This is a genomic window from Pseudoalteromonas arabiensis, assembly GCF_001550155.1.
GTDB lineage: Bacteria > Pseudomonadota > Gammaproteobacteria > Enterobacterales > Alteromonadaceae > Pseudoalteromonas > Pseudoalteromonas arabiensis.
Genome location: NZ_LRUF01000024.1, coordinates 391,211 through 408,492 on the forward strand (window position 1 = coordinate 391,211; position 17,282 = coordinate 408,492).

General features: G+C 42.3%; 14 protein-coding genes and 1 tRNA gene. All 15 read left to right on the plus strand.

Going from position 1 to position 17,282, the window contains the following annotated elements:
• The first annotated feature begins 154 nt into the window (after nt 1-154).
• A tRNA-Met gene (locus PAARA_RS14995) sits at nt 155-231 on the plus strand.
• 309 nt (nt 232-540) lie between these two features.
• Nucleotides 541-996 (plus strand): ribosome maturation factor RimP, encoded by a 456-nt coding sequence (gene rimP / locus PAARA_RS15000; protein WP_062569821.1) that lies wholly within the window; start codon nt 541-543, stop codon nt 994-996.
• Nucleotides 997-1,034: 38 nt separating this feature from the next.
• The gene (nusA, locus tag PAARA_RS15005; protein ID WP_062569822.1) at nt 1,035-2,534 is read left to right on the plus strand and encodes a transcription termination factor NusA; all 1,500 of its coding nucleotides are present in this window, start codon (nt 1,035-1,037) and stop codon (nt 2,532-2,534) included.
• 25 nt (nt 2,535-2,559) lie between these two features.
• Nucleotides 2,560-5,214, plus strand: coding sequence for a translation initiation factor IF-2 (gene infB / locus PAARA_RS15010; protein ID WP_062569823.1), 2,655 nt, complete (start codon nt 2,560-2,562; stop codon nt 5,212-5,214).
• A 110-nt stretch (nt 5,215-5,324) separates the two neighbouring features.
• Nucleotides 5,325-5,729 carry a 30S ribosome-binding factor RbfA gene (rbfA, locus tag PAARA_RS15015; RefSeq protein WP_054553174.1) on the plus strand — a complete coding sequence of 135 codons (405 nt, stop codon included), beginning with the start codon at nt 5,325-5,327 and terminating at the stop codon, nt 5,727-5,729.
• Nucleotides 5,729-6,673 carry a tRNA pseudouridine(55) synthase TruB gene (gene truB / locus PAARA_RS15020; protein WP_062569824.1) on the plus strand — a complete coding sequence of 315 codons (945 nt, stop codon included), beginning with the start codon at nt 5,729-5,731 and terminating at the stop codon, nt 6,671-6,673. Before rbfA ends, truB begins: the two co-directional genes overlap by 1 nt.
• 109 nt (nt 6,674-6,782) lie before the next feature.
• Nucleotides 6,783-7,052, plus strand: coding sequence for a 30S ribosomal protein S15 (rpsO, locus tag PAARA_RS15025; RefSeq protein WP_054553172.1), 270 nt, complete (start codon nt 6,783-6,785; stop codon nt 7,050-7,052).
• A gap of 240 nt (nt 7,053-7,292) precedes the next feature.
• A complete protein-coding gene (pnp, locus tag PAARA_RS15030; RefSeq protein WP_062569825.1) occupies nt 7,293-9,425 on the plus strand; it encodes a polyribonucleotide nucleotidyltransferase in 2,133 nt (710 codons plus the stop codon).
• A 128-nt stretch (nt 9,426-9,553) separates the two neighbouring features.
• Nucleotides 9,554-10,432, plus strand: a complete 879-nt coding sequence (nlpI, locus tag PAARA_RS15035; RefSeq protein WP_062569826.1) for a lipoprotein NlpI — start codon at nt 9,554-9,556, stop codon at nt 10,430-10,432.
• Complete coding sequence (locus PAARA_RS15040) at nt 10,416-11,618, plus strand: hypothetical protein (RefSeq protein ID WP_157066214.1); 1,203 nt, start codon at nt 10,416-10,418, stop codon at nt 11,616-11,618. The genes nlpI and PAARA_RS15040 overlap by 17 nt, the downstream gene beginning before the upstream one ends.
• Nucleotides 11,619-11,830: 212 nt before the next feature.
• Nucleotides 11,831-14,623 carry a monovalent cation/H+ antiporter subunit A gene (locus tag PAARA_RS15045; RefSeq protein ID WP_062569828.1) on the plus strand — a complete coding sequence of 931 codons (2,793 nt, stop codon included), beginning with the start codon at nt 11,831-11,833 and terminating at the stop codon, nt 14,621-14,623.
• Nucleotides 14,623-14,967: a Na+/H+ antiporter subunit C gene (locus PAARA_RS15050; protein WP_062569829.1), complete on the plus strand. Its 345-nt coding sequence runs from the start codon at nt 14,623-14,625 to the stop codon at nt 14,965-14,967. The genes PAARA_RS15045 and PAARA_RS15050 overlap by 1 nt, the downstream gene beginning before the upstream one ends.
• The gene (locus tag PAARA_RS15055) at nt 14,964-16,481 is read left to right on the plus strand and encodes a monovalent cation/H+ antiporter subunit D (protein WP_062569830.1); all 1,518 of its coding nucleotides are present in this window, start codon (nt 14,964-14,966) and stop codon (nt 16,479-16,481) included. The genes PAARA_RS15050 and PAARA_RS15055 overlap by 4 nt, the downstream gene beginning before the upstream one ends.
• Complete coding sequence (locus tag PAARA_RS15060; protein ID WP_062569831.1) at nt 16,482-17,018, plus strand: Na+/H+ antiporter subunit E; 537 nt, start codon at nt 16,482-16,484, stop codon at nt 17,016-17,018.
• Nucleotides 17,012-17,281 (plus strand): K+/H+ antiporter subunit F, encoded by a 270-nt coding sequence (locus PAARA_RS15065; RefSeq protein ID WP_062569832.1) that lies wholly within the window; start codon nt 17,012-17,014, stop codon nt 17,279-17,281. Before PAARA_RS15060 ends, PAARA_RS15065 begins: the two co-directional genes overlap by 7 nt.
• Nucleotide 17,282 lies beyond the last annotated feature (1 nt).

The window sequence follows — 17,282 nt, forward strand, 5'->3', positions numbered from 1 at the left end:
GGGCTGTCATAATGTTTTTATCTACAAAATAGTCTAACTAATTCACCCAATGAGGTTGCTAATTGAGCGCTACGGGCTTATAATAGCCGCCATTGATTTGAGGTGCTTGTCACTCAAACTGCGATATTTAGCAATTAGCTTTAATATCCATTGGCGCGGGATGGAGCAGCCTGGTAGCTCGTCGGGCTCATAACCCGAAGGTCGTCGGTTCAAATCCGGCTCCCGCAACCAACTCAGTGTTTACACAGTAATGTGATAAACATACACAGTAAGTTAGCTTACTGTATTGAAGTCGCGCATTCTGGGTAATGCGCGTTTTGCGTTTAGGCTATCTAGTTTAATTTAGTCAGATAAATGACTCGCAACCAAGCTTGGCCTTAGGCCACACAGTTTTATGCTTTAGGTGTGACGCCCCGCTTGGTTCGGGGCGTTGTTGTATCTGGTCTAGCATGATTTACTTAATACCCCAGTGGTATAAATCATTATTAAACTCAGTATTCAGGGCTATATGCCCTTTTTTTGTTTGTATGGAGGATTTTCGTGACAAAACTTGAGCAAGATTTAGTAACCATGCTCTCACCAGCCGTAGAAATGTTAGGTTTTGAGTTACATGGTCTTGAGTTTGTGCAAGCTGGTCGCCACTCTACATTACGTGTTTACATTGATCACGATGCAGGGATTACGGTTGATAATTGTGCCGATGTAAGTCGTCAAGTTAGCGCGATTTTAGACGTAGAAGACCCGATTACAAACGAATATGATTTGGAAGTTTCGTCTCCTGGTGTTGATCGTCCATTATTCAAACAAGATCACTACGAGAAGGCGCAAGGAGAAGAGGTACGCGTGCGTACTAAGCTTCCACAAGATGGTCGCCGTAATTTTAAAGGCGATTTAGTATCAGTTAGCAGTGATATGATCACACTTTCGGCAGATGGCACTGAGCATATGATTATGCTAAGTAACATTGAACGTGCGAACATCATCGCAAAGTTTTAATTCGAGTGCGAAGGAATAGGGCAAGCGAGGCATAACCCATGGCAAAAGAAATATTATTGGTTGCTGAAGCCGTCTCCAATGAGAAAGCGGTTCCAAAAGAAAAGATTTTTGAAGCGTTAGAGTTCGCATTAGCGACTGCGACAAAGAAAAAACACGATGGCGAAATCGATGTTCGCGTATCAATCGATCGTAAAACAGGTAATTACGACACGTTCCGTCGCTGGAAAATTGCAGAAGTTCAAGAAGACGGTTCGTTAGAACACCCTTACAGCGAAATTACGTTGGAAGCAGCGCAAGTTGAAGACCCTGAGTTACAACTAGGTGATTACGTAGAAGAGCAAATTGAGTCAATCAAGTTCGACCGCATTACAACGCAAATGGCAAAGCAAGTTATCGTGCAAAAAGTACGTGAAGCTGAACGTGCGTTAGTTGTTGAAGAATATAAAGATCAACAAGGTGAGTTGGTGACAGGTGTTGTTAAAAAAGCAACGCGTGACGCTATTGTACTTGACCTAGGTAACAATGCTGAAGCGGTTATCTACCGTGATGACATGTTACCGCGTGAAAACTTCCGTCCAGGTGACCGTATCCGTGGTTTACTTTACGAAGTTAAACCAGAAGCACGTGGCGCACAGCTATTCGTAACGCGTTCTAAGCCTGAAATGCTGATGGAACTTTTCCGCATTGAGGTGCCAGAGATTGGCGAAGAAATGATTGAATTACGTGCCGCAGCACGTGATCCAGGTTCGCGTGCAAAGATTGCAGTAAAATCTAACGACAAACGTATCGACCCTGTAGGTGCGTGTGTTGGTATGCGTGGCGCACGTGTTCAAGCTGTGTCAACTGAGCTTGGCGGTGAGCGTGTTGATATCGTTCTTTATGATGATAACCCTGCGCAATTTGTTATCAATGCAATGGCGCCAGCTGAAGTGGCATCTATCGTGATGGACGAAGATACACATTCAATGGATATCGCTGTAGAAGCCGATAACCTAGCACAAGCGATTGGTCGTAACGGTCAAAACGTGCGTCTTGCTAGTCAATTGACTGGTTGGGAATTAAACGTCATGACTGTTGATGACATGCGTGCGAAGAACGAAGCTGAATCAGACAAATTAATCAACTTATTCACTGAGTACCTAGACATTGATGATGAGTTTGCAACATTGCTTATCAACGAAGGTTTCTCAACACTTGAAGAAGTTGCTTATGTTCCTGCATCTGAATTCTTAGAAATTGACGGTTTAGATGAAGAAACAGTTGATATTTTACGTTCTCGTGCAAAAGACGCATTAACAACAAAAGCGCTTAAGACAGAAGAAAGCCTTGATGGTGCAGAGCCTGCAGAGGATTTACTAGCACTTGAAGGTCTAGAACGTCACCTTGCATTTGTTATGGCAAGTAAAGGTGTAATAACACTTGAAGACTTAGCTGAGCAAGGTATTGATGAGTTAGTGGATATCACTGACCTTTCAGAAGAAGAAGCTGGCAAGCTTATTATGGCTGCGCGTAACATTTGTTGGTTCGCAGACGAGTAATTTATTAACGGAGGTATTACACACTATGGCAGAAGTAAATGTTGAAAAACTAGCCGGAGATATTGGTACAACTGTTGATAAATTATTACAGCAGCTTGAACAAGCCGGTATCAAAAAACAAGCAGGTGATATGGTAACAGAAACTGAGAAGTCAACGTTACTTGATCACCTGAGTAAGCAGCATGGTGGCACGGGCTCGGAAGGCCCTGCTCGCATGACTTTGCAACGTAAAAGCAAGAGCACGTTAAGTGTAACTGGCTCTACAGGTAAAGCGAAGTCAGTCCAAGTAGAAGTACGTAAAACGCGTACCTACGTAAAGAAAAGCGCCGTTGAGCAACAGCAAGAAGAAGAGCGTTTAGCTGCAGAAGAAGCTGCCCGTAAGGCAGCAGAGCTTAAAGCCCAGCAAGAAGCTGAAGAGCTTAAAGCGAAACAAGAGGCAGAACGTAAAGCTAAAGAAGAAGCTGAGCGTAAAGCCAAAGAAGAGGCTAAACGCAAAGCTGAAGCTGAGCGTAAAGCGAAACAAAAGCAGATGACCCCAGAGCAAAGTGCTAAGTCTGAAAAAGATCGTGCCGAAGCTGAGCGTCTGCAAAAAGAAGCAGAAGAGGCCGCATTGAGAAAAGCTGAAGAAGAAGCGAAACGTCAAGCAGAAGAGGCAAGAAAGCTAGCTGAAGAAAATGAAGCTCGCTGGAAGAAAGAAGAAGAAGAGCGTAAGCAGCGTGAAGAAAACGCTGATCACCATCTTACGACTTCAACTTACGCGCGTGAAGCAGAAGATGAATCTGATGCACGTGAAGAGCAAAGTGCCCGTCGTAAGAAAAAGAAAAAAGGACCTCAAAAAGAGAAGGCTCCTTTACCTAAGGGTAAAAAAGGCAAATTAAAAGCACCAACTTCACTACAGCATGGTTTCCAAAAGCCAACTGCAGATGTTAAAAACGAAGTACGCATTAGTGAAACAATCACAGTTGCTGAACTTGCATCTCGTATGGCTGTTAAAGGTGCTGAAGTTGTTAAAACAATGATGAAGATGGGTGACATGGTTACCATCAACCAAGTGATTGACCAAGAAACAGCACAACTTGTTGCTGAAGAAATGGGCCACAAGGTTATTATCGTTAAAGAAAATGAATTAGAAGAGAAAGTACTCAACGACCGTAGTGAAGAAGGTACAGCTGTACCTCGTGCTCCAGTTGTAACCGTAATGGGTCACGTTGACCACGGTAAAACGTCAACACTTGACTACATTCGTTCAGCAAAAGTTGCATCTGGTGAGGCGGGCGGTATTACCCAGCATATTGGTGCATACCACGTTGAAACTAACGGTAACATGATTACCTTCTTAGATACGCCAGGTCACGCCGCGTTTACATCAATGCGTGCACGTGGTGCAAAAGCAACGGATATCGTAATCCTTGTAGTTGCTGCGGATGATGGTGTAATGCCACAAACTAAAGAAGCGGTTCAGCACGCCCGTGCTGCTGGCGTTCCTTTAATTATCGCAGTAAATAAGATGGATAAAGAAGGTATCGACCCAGATCGCGTTAAGAATGAGCTAGCTCAACTTGACGTAATCCCTGAAGAGTGGGGCGGTGATACGCAGTTTGTACATATCTCTGCAAAAACAGGTTTAGGTATTGATGACCTACTTGAAGCAGTCCTAATGCAAGCAGAGCTTCTTGAGCTTACTGCGCCTGCAGAAGGTATGGCGGCGGGCGTTGTAATCGAATCACGTCTTGATAAAGGTCGTGGTCCAGTTGCATCAGTTCTTGTACAATCAGGTACACTGAATCAAGGTGATATCGTACTGTGTGGTCTTGAATATGGCCGTGTACGTGCGATGAAAGATGAGAACGGTAAAGACATCAAGTCTGCGGGTCCATCTATCCCAGTTGAGATTTTAGGTCTCTCTGGTATCCCTGCTGCGGGTGACGAAGCAACAGTAGTTAAAGATGAGCGTAAAGCGCGTGAAGTCGCACTTTACCGTCAAGGTAAGTTCCGTGAAGTGAAGCTTGCTCGTCAACAAAAAGCGAAGCTTGAAAACATGTTTACGAACATGGCTGAAGGCGATGTATCTGAAGTTAATATCGTTCTTAAAGCTGACGTACAAGGTTCAATCGAAGCAATCGCTGATTCATTAACTAAGCTTTCTACTGATGAAGTTAAAGTGAAGATTGTTGGTTCAGGTGTAGGTGGTATCACTGAAACTGATGCAACGCTTGCAGCGGCGTCAAACGCAATCGTTGTTGGCTTTAACGTACGTGCTGATGCATCAGCTCGTAAAGTAATTGAGTCAGAAAACCTAGACTTACGTTACTACAGCGTAATCTACAGCCTGATTGAAGAAGTTAAACAAGCGATGTCAGGTATGCTTGCACCAGAATTCAAGCAAGAGATCATTGGTCTTGCTGAAGTTCGTGACGTGTTCAAGTCACCTAAGATTGGTGCAATCGCAGGTTGTATGGTTACTGAAGGTATCGTTAAGCGTAGCGCGCCTATCCGTGTACTTCGTGATAACGTGGTTATCTATGAAGGTGAACTTGAGTCACTGCGTCGCTTTAAAGACGACGTTGCTGAGGTTCGTAACGGTATGGAATGTGGTATCGGCGTTAAGAACTACAACGATGTTAAAGTTGGCGACCAAATCGAGGTATTCGAGACGGTTGAAGTACAACGTTCACTTTAATTTCGTTTAAGTTATTGCTTTAAATGGGGGCCTAGCCCCCATTTGTGTATTCGTAATTAAATTAACTTATTCTTTAACATCAATAAGTTATTATTTTAGAGTGAAATGAAATGAGAGAATTTTCTCGCACAGATCGTGTTGCTCAGCAAATTCAAAAAGAGATTGCTGTTATTCTTCAACGCGAAATCAAAGATCCTCGCCTAGGCATGGTGACAGTGTCTGCGGTTGAGGTATCTCGCGACTTATCTTACGCAAAAGTATTTATCACAGTGTTTAATACTGATGATGAAGATAAAGCCAAGCAAAGTGCTAAAATCTTAAATGAAGCAACGGGTTATATTCGTTCTTTATTAGGTAAACGCATTCGTGCGCGCATCATGCCTGAGTTACGGTTTGTAATCGATAACTCGCTTATGGAAGGTATGCGTATTTCAAACTTGGTTGATTCTGTTATTCGTGAAGACAATGCCAAGCATGTAGACGAAGATGACAGCGAAGAAGGCACTAAAGACTAATGGCTAGACGCACTAAAGGTCGTGCTATTGACGGCATTTTATTACTTAATAAGCCGCAAGGTATTTCATCAAACAAAGCGTTGCAGCAAGCAAAGGGAATTTACTTTGCTCAAAAAGCGGGCCATACCGGTGCGCTTGATCCGCTCGCGACGGGGATGCTGCCTATTTGTTTTGGTGAAGCGACTAAGTTTACCCAGTTTTTGCTAGATACCGATAAAACTTATGTCGTTCGTGCCAAGCTAGGTGAGCGAACTACAACGTCTGATTCAGATGGTGAAGTGGTTGAAACGCGTGAAGTCTCGGTAACACCTGAGCAATTAGCTGAGCAAATTGCCAGTTTCTTAGGTGAGTCGGATCAATATCCTTCGATGTACTCTGCGCTTAAATACCAAGGTCAGCCTTTGTATAAATATGCCCGCGAAGGCATTGAAGTGCCGCGAAAGTGTCGAAAAATTAATGTATTTAGTTTAACGCTTGATGAGTTCGATGAAGCGAATAACGAAGTACAAATGACGGCACATGTGTCTAAAGGCACTTATATTCGTACTATTGTTGACGACTTAGGTGAAAAGCTTGGCTGTGGTGCGCATGTGATCATGTTACATCGCAGTGCAGTTGGCCATTATCCAAGTGAGAAAATGGTCACTCTTGAACAACTTGAAGAAAAGTTACAACAAGCAAAAGCAGATGATGTTGCGCCTTCAAGCTACCTCGATGAACTCCTACTGCCAATGGATACTGCTTTGGTTGACCTACCTGTGATTGAAATTACACACGAGCAGGGCGTGGCATTTAGTCATGGTCAAACTGTAGTGATTGGTAAGCCTGTACCAGATGGTGCGGTAAAAGTAATGGCTGATGGGGTATTCATTGGTACCGGTGAGCGCCATAAAGATGGTCACTTAAAATCAAAGCGCGGTTTATCAAATCAACTGCCTGAGTAAAGATTACCTTGTAGTTATTAGCAAAGCTGGGTAGAATACGCCCGCTCAATCGTTTTGGCTGAATTAGTGATCGGCTAAAACACAATTTAAATTAATTTTTGGAGTTACTATGTCACTAAGCAATCAAGAAAAAGTTGAAATCATCGCTAAATTTGCACGCGCTGAAGGCGACACTGGTTCACCTGAAGTACAAGTTGCACTTCTTACTTTCGATATCAACAAGCTTCAAGGTCACTTTGCTAGCCACAAGCACGACTTCCACTCACGTCGTGGTCTTCTTCGCAAAGTAAGCCAACGCCGTAAACTGCTTGATTACCTTAAAGGTAAAGACATTGCACGTTACACTGCGTTAATCCAAGAGCTTGGCCTACGTCGCTAAGAACTAGATTACGAGAAAAGGGGCTATTTAGCCCCTTTTTTTGTGCGCGTATGAAAGGTATACTAGCGCACACCTAGGGAGTGGATGCTTCCTAGATATCAAAAACATCATTGCCAATTGTAGTACTTAATTGATTTTGCACAAGTTCAATTAAGTACTGTAATTGGTACTTTGATGGACTATTTTTACCAATTCGGAGCGCTGCTCTGAGTTGCTTTTACATTTAAAGGATATTTTTAAGTGCAAGCAATTATTAAAGAATTTCAACTAGGTCAACATACTGTGACTCTAGAAACAGGTGCTATAGCACGTCAAGCTGACGGCGCAGTACTAGCAAGCATTGGCGATACTTCAGTATTAGTTACTGTAGTTGGTAAGCGTGATGCACAACCAGGTCAAGACTTCTTCCCACTAACAGTTAACTACCAAGAGCGTATGTACGCTGCGGGTCGTATCCCTGGTGGTTTCCTTAAGCGTGAAGGTCGTCCTAACGATGGCGAAACGCTTATTGCTCGTCTAATCGACCGTCCAATCCGTCCTCTTTTCCCTGACGGTTTTGTAAACGAAGTACAAGTAATCGCGACAGTTGTTTCTGTTAACCCAGAAATCCAACCTGATATGGTTGCTATGATTGGTACGTCAGCAGCACTTGCTATCTCTGGTATTCCATTCAATGGTCCTATCGGTGCATCACGTGTTGGTTTTATCAACGGTGAATACGTACTTAACCCAACACTTGCTGAACTTGAAGAAAGCCAATTAGACCTAGTTGTTGCTGGTACTGATAACGCAGTACTTATGGTTGAATCAGAAGCTGAAACACTATCTGAAGACGTCATGCTAGGTGCGGTTGTTTATGGTCATGAGCAATCTCAAGCTATCATCAACGCAATCAACGAATTCAAAGCAGAAGCAGGTAAACCTGCTTGGGATTGGACAGCACCAGAGAAAAACATCACTCTTGCTGAGAAAATCTCTGCAATCGCTGCTGACAAAGTAGGTGAAGCATACCGCATCACTGACAAAGTAGCGCGTAAAGAAGCATTAGGTGTAGCGAAAGAAGAAGTAGTTGCTACATTAACTGCTAACCTTGCTGAAGGCGAAGAGCTAGATACGCAAGAAGTTGGCAAGCTATTCGGTTCTTTAGAGAAAGAAATCGTTCGTGGCCGTATCATCGCTGGTGAAAAACGTATCGATGGTCGTGAACCAGATATGGTTCGTGCACTAGACGTAATGACAGGTGTGTTACCGCGTACTCACGGTTCAGCAATCTTCACCCGTGGTGAGACACAAGCACTTGTGACTGCAACATTGGGTACAGAGCGTGATTCACAGTTAATCGACGATTTAACTGGTACTAACAAAAATCACTTCATGCTTCACTACAACTTTCCTCCGTTCTGCGTAGGTGAAACTGGTTTTGTAGGCTCACCTAAGCGTCGTGAAATTGGTCACGGTAACCTAGCTAAGCGTGGTATCTCAGCGGTACTACCTACGCTTACTGACTTCCCATACTCAATCCGTGTTGTTTCAGAAATCACTGAATCAAATGGTTCATCGTCTATGGCATCAGTATGTGGTACGTCATTAGCGCTTATGAATGCCGGTGTACCAATTAAAGCATCTGTTGCTGGTATTGCGATGGGTCTAGTTAAAGAAGGCGAAGATTTCGTTGTTCTTTCTGATATATTAGGTGATGAAGATCACTTAGGTGACATGGACTTTAAAGTAGCGGGTACTTCAAACGGTATCACAGCACTACAAATGGATATCAAAATTGAAGGTATCACTAAAGAAATCATGCAAATCGCGCTTAAACAAGCGAAAGCAGCACGTCTACACATATTAGGTGTTATGGACGAAGCGATTTCAGCTCCTTCTGAAGAGTTATCTCAGTTCGCACCACGCATCTACACAATGCAAATTCCTGCGAAGAAAATTGCTGAAGTTATTGGTAAGGGTGGCGCAACTATTCGTCAACTTACTGAAGAAACTGGCACGACGATTGAAATCGAAGATGACGGTACAATCAAAATCGCTGCAACTGACGGCATAAGCGCAAACGATGCTATCAAGCGTATCGAGCAATTAACTGCAGAGCTAGAAGTAGGGACCATCTACACAGGTAAAGTGGTACGTATTGTTGATTTTGGTGCGTTCGTTAATATCCTTCCGGGTAAAGACGGTCTAGTGCACATTTCACAAATCAGCACAGAGCGTGTTAACAACGTAACTGATCACCTAAGCGAAGGCCAAGAAGTACAAGTAAAAGTTCTTGAAGTTGATCGCCAAGGTCGTGTACGTTTAAGCATTAAAGAAGCGATGGAACCAGCTGCTGAAGAAAAAGCAGAAGAGCCAAAAGACGCTGAATAATGATTGATTGACCAGTAATTTACTGGATATCAGAAAAAGGGGCTGTTTAGCCCCTTTTTTTATGCTTTAATGAAACCTATTAGCTTCGACTTTGTCTACAGAGCATTCTTCAGGTATTAAGGATTTTAATGAATTTTAAACACTTAGCATTGACCGCCGTGGCTCTTTTTTCTTTAAGTGCATGTCAAACAACGTCACAACCTGAGTCTTTGCCTATTGTTAATGTGCCATTCACAGCGCCGTTGGCTTCTGATTTTCGCAATGAAATTACGATTGCACGCTATTCAGAGTTATTAAATAGAACGGATCTAAGCCCAGAGCAGCAAGCAAAACTATATTACGATCGCGGTGTGCTATTTGATAGCTTAGGGATGTCAACATTGGCACGAATAGACTTTAATCGTGCTATAAAGCTTAAACCAGATCTTGCTGAAGTCTATAATTTTTTAGGTATTCATCACACACTTATGCAGCAATACGAACAAGCGTATGAGTTTTTCGATTCAGCCTTAGAGTTAGATGAGCAGCATGAATATGCCTATTTAAACCGCGGTATTGCGCTTTATTATGGCGAACGTCCATTACTGGCTGCGGATGATTTACAACAGTTTCTAAATCGAGCGCCGAGTGATCCTTATCGTGTGCTTTGGTTGTATCTCGCTCAAGCAGAAGCAAATAAAGAGCAAGCGTTGCTTGATCTTAAAGCGAATGCACAAGGGGTTGATGAATCACAATGGGGTTATCAACTTCTAGCACTTTATTTGGGCGATATTAGCGAATTTGAGTTTTTATCTGGCATTATCGAAGGCGTAACGTCAGAACAAGAGTATGCTCATCGTTTATGTGAAGCCTACTTTTATTTAGCTAAATTACATCAAGCTGCTGGTGATAGCTACCTCGCTGCTGATTACTTTAGATTAGCCCTTTCTACAAATGTGCATGAGTTTGTTGAATATAAATACGCACGTTTAGAGCTTGAGTTAATGGCTGGTGAAGACGCGAGCTAATCAGTACCTGTTAGTAGGGTTATTACTGAGTTTGTCTGGACTCTCAAGCTCAGTATCCTACTTTTCACCGTCTTATCTTTATTATATTGGCAAAACACCTTCCCAAACTGCTGCTATTTACTATTTAGCACCTCATGTTGTTAATACGCAATTAGCTAGACTCAGTACTTCACAACTTCGTCATTTGGCTGAGCTTGATAATACCGATGCCAAATATCAGCTAGCTTTGCGTTTTTTACAGCAAGGTAATGTTTCTGCGGCGCAATTGTGGTGGCAAACCCAGTTTGACTTCTTTGACTTGCAACAGCAGCAAAACCTCGCTAAGCAATTAGTAATAAACGAGCAGTGGAATGCTCTGGAGTCATTATGGAAGACAAATCGATTACCCGATGGTGACGCTAAGCAAACATGGCTTTTACAACAAAGCATGCCTACTATTAAAATAACAAGCGAGTATGCCAATTTACATAATTTTGCCTTGTCGTTAGACGCTGTTACAACAAATCCAACATGCCATTTTAATGTGTTAATGATGGCGGATCATAAAAGTGGTATTGCTGCTTTACAATCTTTTAAAGGCCAATATCAGTCTAATCCAGAGCCTGCCATGAATAGCTTTTGTTTTAGCGATGTTGTTTATGTAGGCAACCAATATCGCTGCGAGGAAAATAATAACGCATTGCAATGTGACTGGAGAGAAGCAAAGAACCACACATGGCCAGCTGGTTTTGACTTTATTGTCATGATGTCGAAAGAGGGGAGTGCAAACGTACAAGGTGGTATTATGCATATTAATTCATCCCAATCATATGCAGTATTTCTACATGAGCTAATGCACTTTAATGGTTTTGAGGATGAATACCCATTGCCAGAACAAAAACAGCAATGGTTGTGCCAGCAAGAAGGGCTAGTGGCGCCTAATTTATTTATTGCAAGTAACAGTTTGCCGCCAAAAGGATGGCAGAAAAGTGTGGCTTGCAAAAACCAAATGGCTTATAAACCCAGTCTTCATTGGTCAATAATGCAATACCAAAAGGTGGGATTATCTGAACAATATCGCCAACTTTGGTTAAAACAAATTAACTCCCCCTTAACAAAGCCAGTAAGGTACACTGATTATTTTGCCTTTATTGGTGTAAAGCCTGTAATAACAACAGCTTTAAGCTCTAAAGAATTTTCTGACTAATCGCTTATTTATTGCTATTTTAATACGTAAAGTGGTTAAAAGTTGGCCGAATAGGTGTGTCTCCTATAGACAAAATAGCACCCAATCAGTATAACTATACGCATTGTAAGCTTTTTTTGAAGCCAACTTTTAACCATCCAAATGAACAGTACGCAACTAATTATAACTAGCAGCGGTATTGATATTCTTATGACACTAAAAGGCTCCTTATTATGACTTTGCTCTGGATACCCCTGTTATCCTTGATTGGCAGTGTTATTTCATCCTGCACTTCAAAACTAACACGTAATCAAAGCACTGCTTTGACCATGTTAGCGCCTTTGATTGCTCTTGGAATCGTATTTTCCTATACACCAGCCGTTTTTTCTGGTGAAACTATCCGCTATACAGCAGATTGGATCCCACTGTTGAATATGCAAGTCTCATTTCGACTTGACGGGTTAAGTTTATTATTCCTTTATATGATTTTGGGTATTGGTACTCTAGTCATTTTCTATGCACGCTATTACTTAAGTAATAACGACTCACTGCCCAAGTTATATTGTTACCTTATGCTATTTATGACGGCCATGGTTGGCATTGTGATGTCTAACAATGTCATTCAACTATGGCTATTTTGGGAATTAACAAGTATTAGCTCGTTTTTATTAATTAGTTATTGGTGGCATAAGTCAGAAGCACGAAAAGGTGCAAGAATGGCGCTAGCAATTACGGGGGCGGGCGGTCTTGCGTTATTAGCGGGTTTACTTTTAATTGGTGATATTGTTGGTAGCTATAACCTTGATGTCATTCTTGCTAGTAAAGCATTAATTCAATCACACGACTTATATGAAGTGGGTCTGGTACTTATATTATTAGGTGCATTTACTAAGTCTGCGCAGTTTCCTTTTCATTTCTGGCTACCTCATGCTATGGCTGCACCGACACCCGTTAGTGCATACTTACACTCAGCAACCATGGTTAAAGCCGGTATATTTTTACTTGCGCGATTCTATCCTGCACTATCAGGTACTGATACGTGGTTTATTTTAGTCGCGATGACAGGTTTATCGACTTTACTTGTTGGTGCTTACATTGCGTTATTTAAACATGACTTAAAGGGACTGCTTGCTTACTCTACTATCAGTCACTTAGGTCTAATCACATTGCTGTTAGGTTTAGATACCGAACTTGCAACTGTGGCAGCTATTTTCCACATTATTAATCACGCGATATTTAAAGCGTCATTGTTTATGGCGACGGGTATTATTGACCATGAAACTGGCACCCGTGATATGCGTAAGTTAAATGGTATGTGGCGTTTTATGCCATATACAGCAACACTTGCTATGGTGGCCGCCGCTTCTATGGCAGGGGTGCCTCTGTTAAATGGTTTCTTATCAAAAGAAATGTTTTTTGCTGAAACCTTGCACCAGCAGGTACTGGGTTCTATGTCTTGGCTTATTCCTGTATTAGCGACTTTAGCGGGTGCCTTGTCTGTAGCGTACTCAGCACGATTTATACATGATGTTTTCTTCAATGGTGACCCGATTGATTTACCAAAAGAGCCCCATGAACCGCCGCGCTACATGCGCGTACCTATCGAAATTTTAGTGGTATTGTGTTTATTGGTCGGTATGTTCCCTCACTTTGCCGTCAGTGATATTTTGGCCTCAGCATCCTACGCTGTGCTGGGGGATGCTGCACCCGATTATAAATTATCTGTTTGGCATGGATTTAACTTACCTCTATTAATGAGCTTTATTGCAACCTGCTGCGGAATACTGATTTATGTACAGCGTAAGTATTTGTTCCAGTTCCAAGCATCATTGCCAACAATCAGTGCGAAAAAAGGTTTTGAGGGGGGGTTATACCGTGTGATCAAGTGGTCACAAGAGAAGATAAATCATATCGAAAATGGCTCGTTGCAACGCTACGCTTTTGTCATGATTACGGTTGTTTTACTGTGCGCTGGATGGCCTTTGTTTGAAATGCGTCAACTTGCTGGTGCCAGTGAGCTAACGCCTATTGATTTTCATAATGCCATTGGTGCTGGTTTGTTGATTATTGGTGCATTAGCAACCGTATTTTGGCATCGTTCACGGATGATATCTTTAATCATGATTTCAATCGTAGGCCTGATGGTGTCCGTTGCCTTTACTCGCTTTTCTGCGCCAGATTTAGCACTGACACAGCTTACGGTTGAAGTAGTCACTGTGATGCTACTGATGCTAGCACTATTCTTCTTACCACAGCGTACTCCAAAAGAGTCAAGCTCATTACGTATTTTACGTGATCTGGGGATTTCGTCGGCTATAGGTGTGGTTGTGGCGAGTATTTGTTATGCGCTATTAACAAGACCACTTGAGTCAATTTCTGACTTCTTTGTTGCCAATGCTAAAACTGGCGGTGGTGGTACAAACGTGGTGAACGTTATTCTAGTCGACTTTAGGGGCTTTGATACCTTAGGTGAAATCACCGTTTTAGGTATAGCCGCGTTAGGTATTTATAAATTGCTTATCAATTTACCTTTATTTATGCCTGCAAGTGATAGTGAAGGGCGTCCGTGGGCGCGGGAGCGTTATCCAATTCTTCTTGCAAGTATTTCACAAAGCTTATTACCTTTGGCATTGTTAGTTTCTGCATATATCTTTTTACGAGGCCACAATTTACCAGGCGGTGGATTTATCGCAGGCTTAGTCACAGCCATTGCATTTATACTACAGTACATGGCGAATGGCTCTAATTGGATAGCAGAGCGGTTTGATGTGAATTACCGTAAGATTATCGCATCGGGCATTGCTATCGCTTTATTCACAGGTGTTGGAAGCTGGGCATTTGGTCGTCCATTCTTAACAACGTGGTTTGATTATTTTGATATACCGTTAGTTGGCAAAACAGAACTTGCCAGTGCTATCGTATTTGATTTAGGTGTGTATTTAACTGTTGTAGGTGCAACGCTGATGATTTTAGCTAGTTTAGGAAAACTAACGGCTAATACACCCAAGCAAGAGGTAAATATTTAATGGAAGTATTGTACGCATCATGCGTGGGCGTGCTGGTTGCATGCGGCATTTATTTAATTTTAAGAGCGCGAACCTTTCCGGTCGTGTTAGGTTTAACCATGCTGTCTTATGCGGTAAACCTATTCTTGTTTTCATCAGGGCGATTAACAATTAATAAAGCAGCGGTTTTGGGCAGTGCCAGTGAGTATGCAGATCCACTCCCTCAAGCTTTAGTGTTAACGGCTATTGTAATCGGTTTTGCAATGACCGCTTTTGTCGTTATTTTGTCAATTCGTGGTCGTGCCGATTTGGGTAATGATCATGTTGATGGACATTTAGTTAAGTCTTCAAAGGAGCGAAAATGATTCAGCATTTGGCTTCTTTACCTATCTTAATTCCCATGCTGACAGGCATTATTTTACTCATGCCTCCATGCGGTAAGAATCTTCATATTCGCCGTGTGATGTCGGTATTAATGTCGATTATAACCCTTGCCGTTAGTGCATTTTTACTACTTCATGTAAATAGTACGGCACCCATGGTATATGCCATCGGTGACTGGTCGGCTCCTTTTGGTATTGTATTGGTTGCAGATAGACTAGCGACTTTGCTGGTAGTGCTGACCAGCTTACTTGGTGCGGTTGTTGTGCTATATAGCTGCGCAGGTGATGATAAAAAAGGAAGCTTCTTTCATCCTCTTGTTCATTTCTTAATTTTAGGTGTGAACGGTGCATTTTTAACTGGGGATGTATTTAACCTATTCGTATTTTTTGAAGTGCTGCTAATCGCATCTTATTCATTATTGATGCATGGCGGGGACAAGCACAGCACCCGTGCAGCTCTACAGTATGTGATTCTTAACCTGATTGGCTCGAGTGTATTTCTTATTGCGCTTGGTGTTTTATATGGCGTAGTGGGTACCTTAAATATTGCTGATTTAGCCCAGAAAGTACCTCAGTTAACAGGTGATGATGTTTATTTAGCTAAAATAGGGGGGTTACTACTCATTGTAGTTTTCGCCCTTAAAGGAGCGTTGTTACCGCTACATTTGTGGTTGCCTAATACCTACGCAAGTGCCACCCCAGTTGTAGCCGCTTTATTTGCGATCATGACTAAGGTGGGTGTGTATGCCATGCTTCGTGTGTACACCGTCATCTTTGGTGATAACGCGGGTGAGCTTGCACACATGGCACAACCTTGGTTATGGGGGCTTGCATTAGCGACCATCATTCTGGGGTCGATAGGCGTTCTTGCAAGCCAAGATTTTAGAAAGCTCATTGCAAACTTAGTGATCGTATCAGTGGGTACATTGGTTGCGTTAGTCGCTATTCAGAATGTAGCGGCGACTGCGGCGTTACTTTACTACTTAGTTCATTCAACGATTGTTTGTGCTGTGCTCTTTTTACTGGCTGATTTGATTGCGCATCAGCGTGGAAAAGTGGCCGATCGCCTTGTTGCAGGGCGTGCTGTGGCACAACCTTTTTTATTAGGAATTAGCTTTGTAATTGCTGCCTTAACAGTAGTAGGCATGCCTCCACTGTCTGGTTTTGTAGGTAAAATTTGGATTCTAAAAAGTACCTTAGATAGTGAGAAGGGCATGGTGTTTTGGCCAATTTACTTACTTTCAAGTTTAGCCTTATTGGTTGCTATTTCTCGTGCTGGCACAAGCCTTTTTTGGGACCGAAAATTCAAAGAAAGTGAAGCTGTTGAAGGTATAAAGGCACACCCATTAAAAGTCACGGCGATGTTACTATTGTTAGTTTGCTCTCCTTTGATGGTTATTTTTGCCGGTCCAATTTCAGATTTTATGCTTGCGACATCTGAGCAATTGTTCGATATCAACACCAGTATTAATAATGTACTACAGGGAGGCCGCTAAATGCGTTTAGAAGCCCGTTTTCGTTGGCTACCCACTCCGTTTCGCAGTGTTTTACTCTTCGTCGTGTGGTTGTTGCTCAACAATAGTGTGTCGCCTGGGCATCTACTGCTTGCAGCCCTTTTTGCGATCACAATTCCATGGATCACCTTTCCATTTCGGGATCCACAGCCGTTAATTGTTCGACCTGGCCTTGCATTTAGGCATTTACTGTTAGTCTTGTACGATATTGTAACGGCTAACTTGCAGGTTGCCTTACTGATCCTTGGGCCAACTAAAAGGCTACGCCCTGGCTTTGTTAAGGTGCCACTTGATTTAAGTCATGATATGCCCATTACGATATTAGCAAGTACAGTATCTTTAACGCCGGGTACGGTCAGTGCTGAGGTGTATCCCATTCCAGAGTCGCTTGCAGAAGGTGAAGAAATTGAGCAACGTTATTTGCTAATTCATGTGCTGGATTTAGCAGATGAAGCTGAACTTATTAATAAGATTAAACAGCGTTACGAAGCCCCGCTTAAGGAGATTTTCCGATGTTAGATACGGTATTCCTCATTGTGTATGGGATGATTGCCATTTCACTTTTATTGAATTTATGGCGTCTTATTATTGGGCCTTCAGTGCCAGATCGCATTTTAGCGCTTGATACCATGTTTATAAATACCATTGCATTAATCATTCTTTACGGTATGAGCATGGATACAGATTTATATTTTGAAGCGGCTTTATTAATTGCGATGCTTGGCTTTGTGAGTACGGTAGCAGTATGTAAATACTTGCTACGCGGCGATATTATTGAATAAG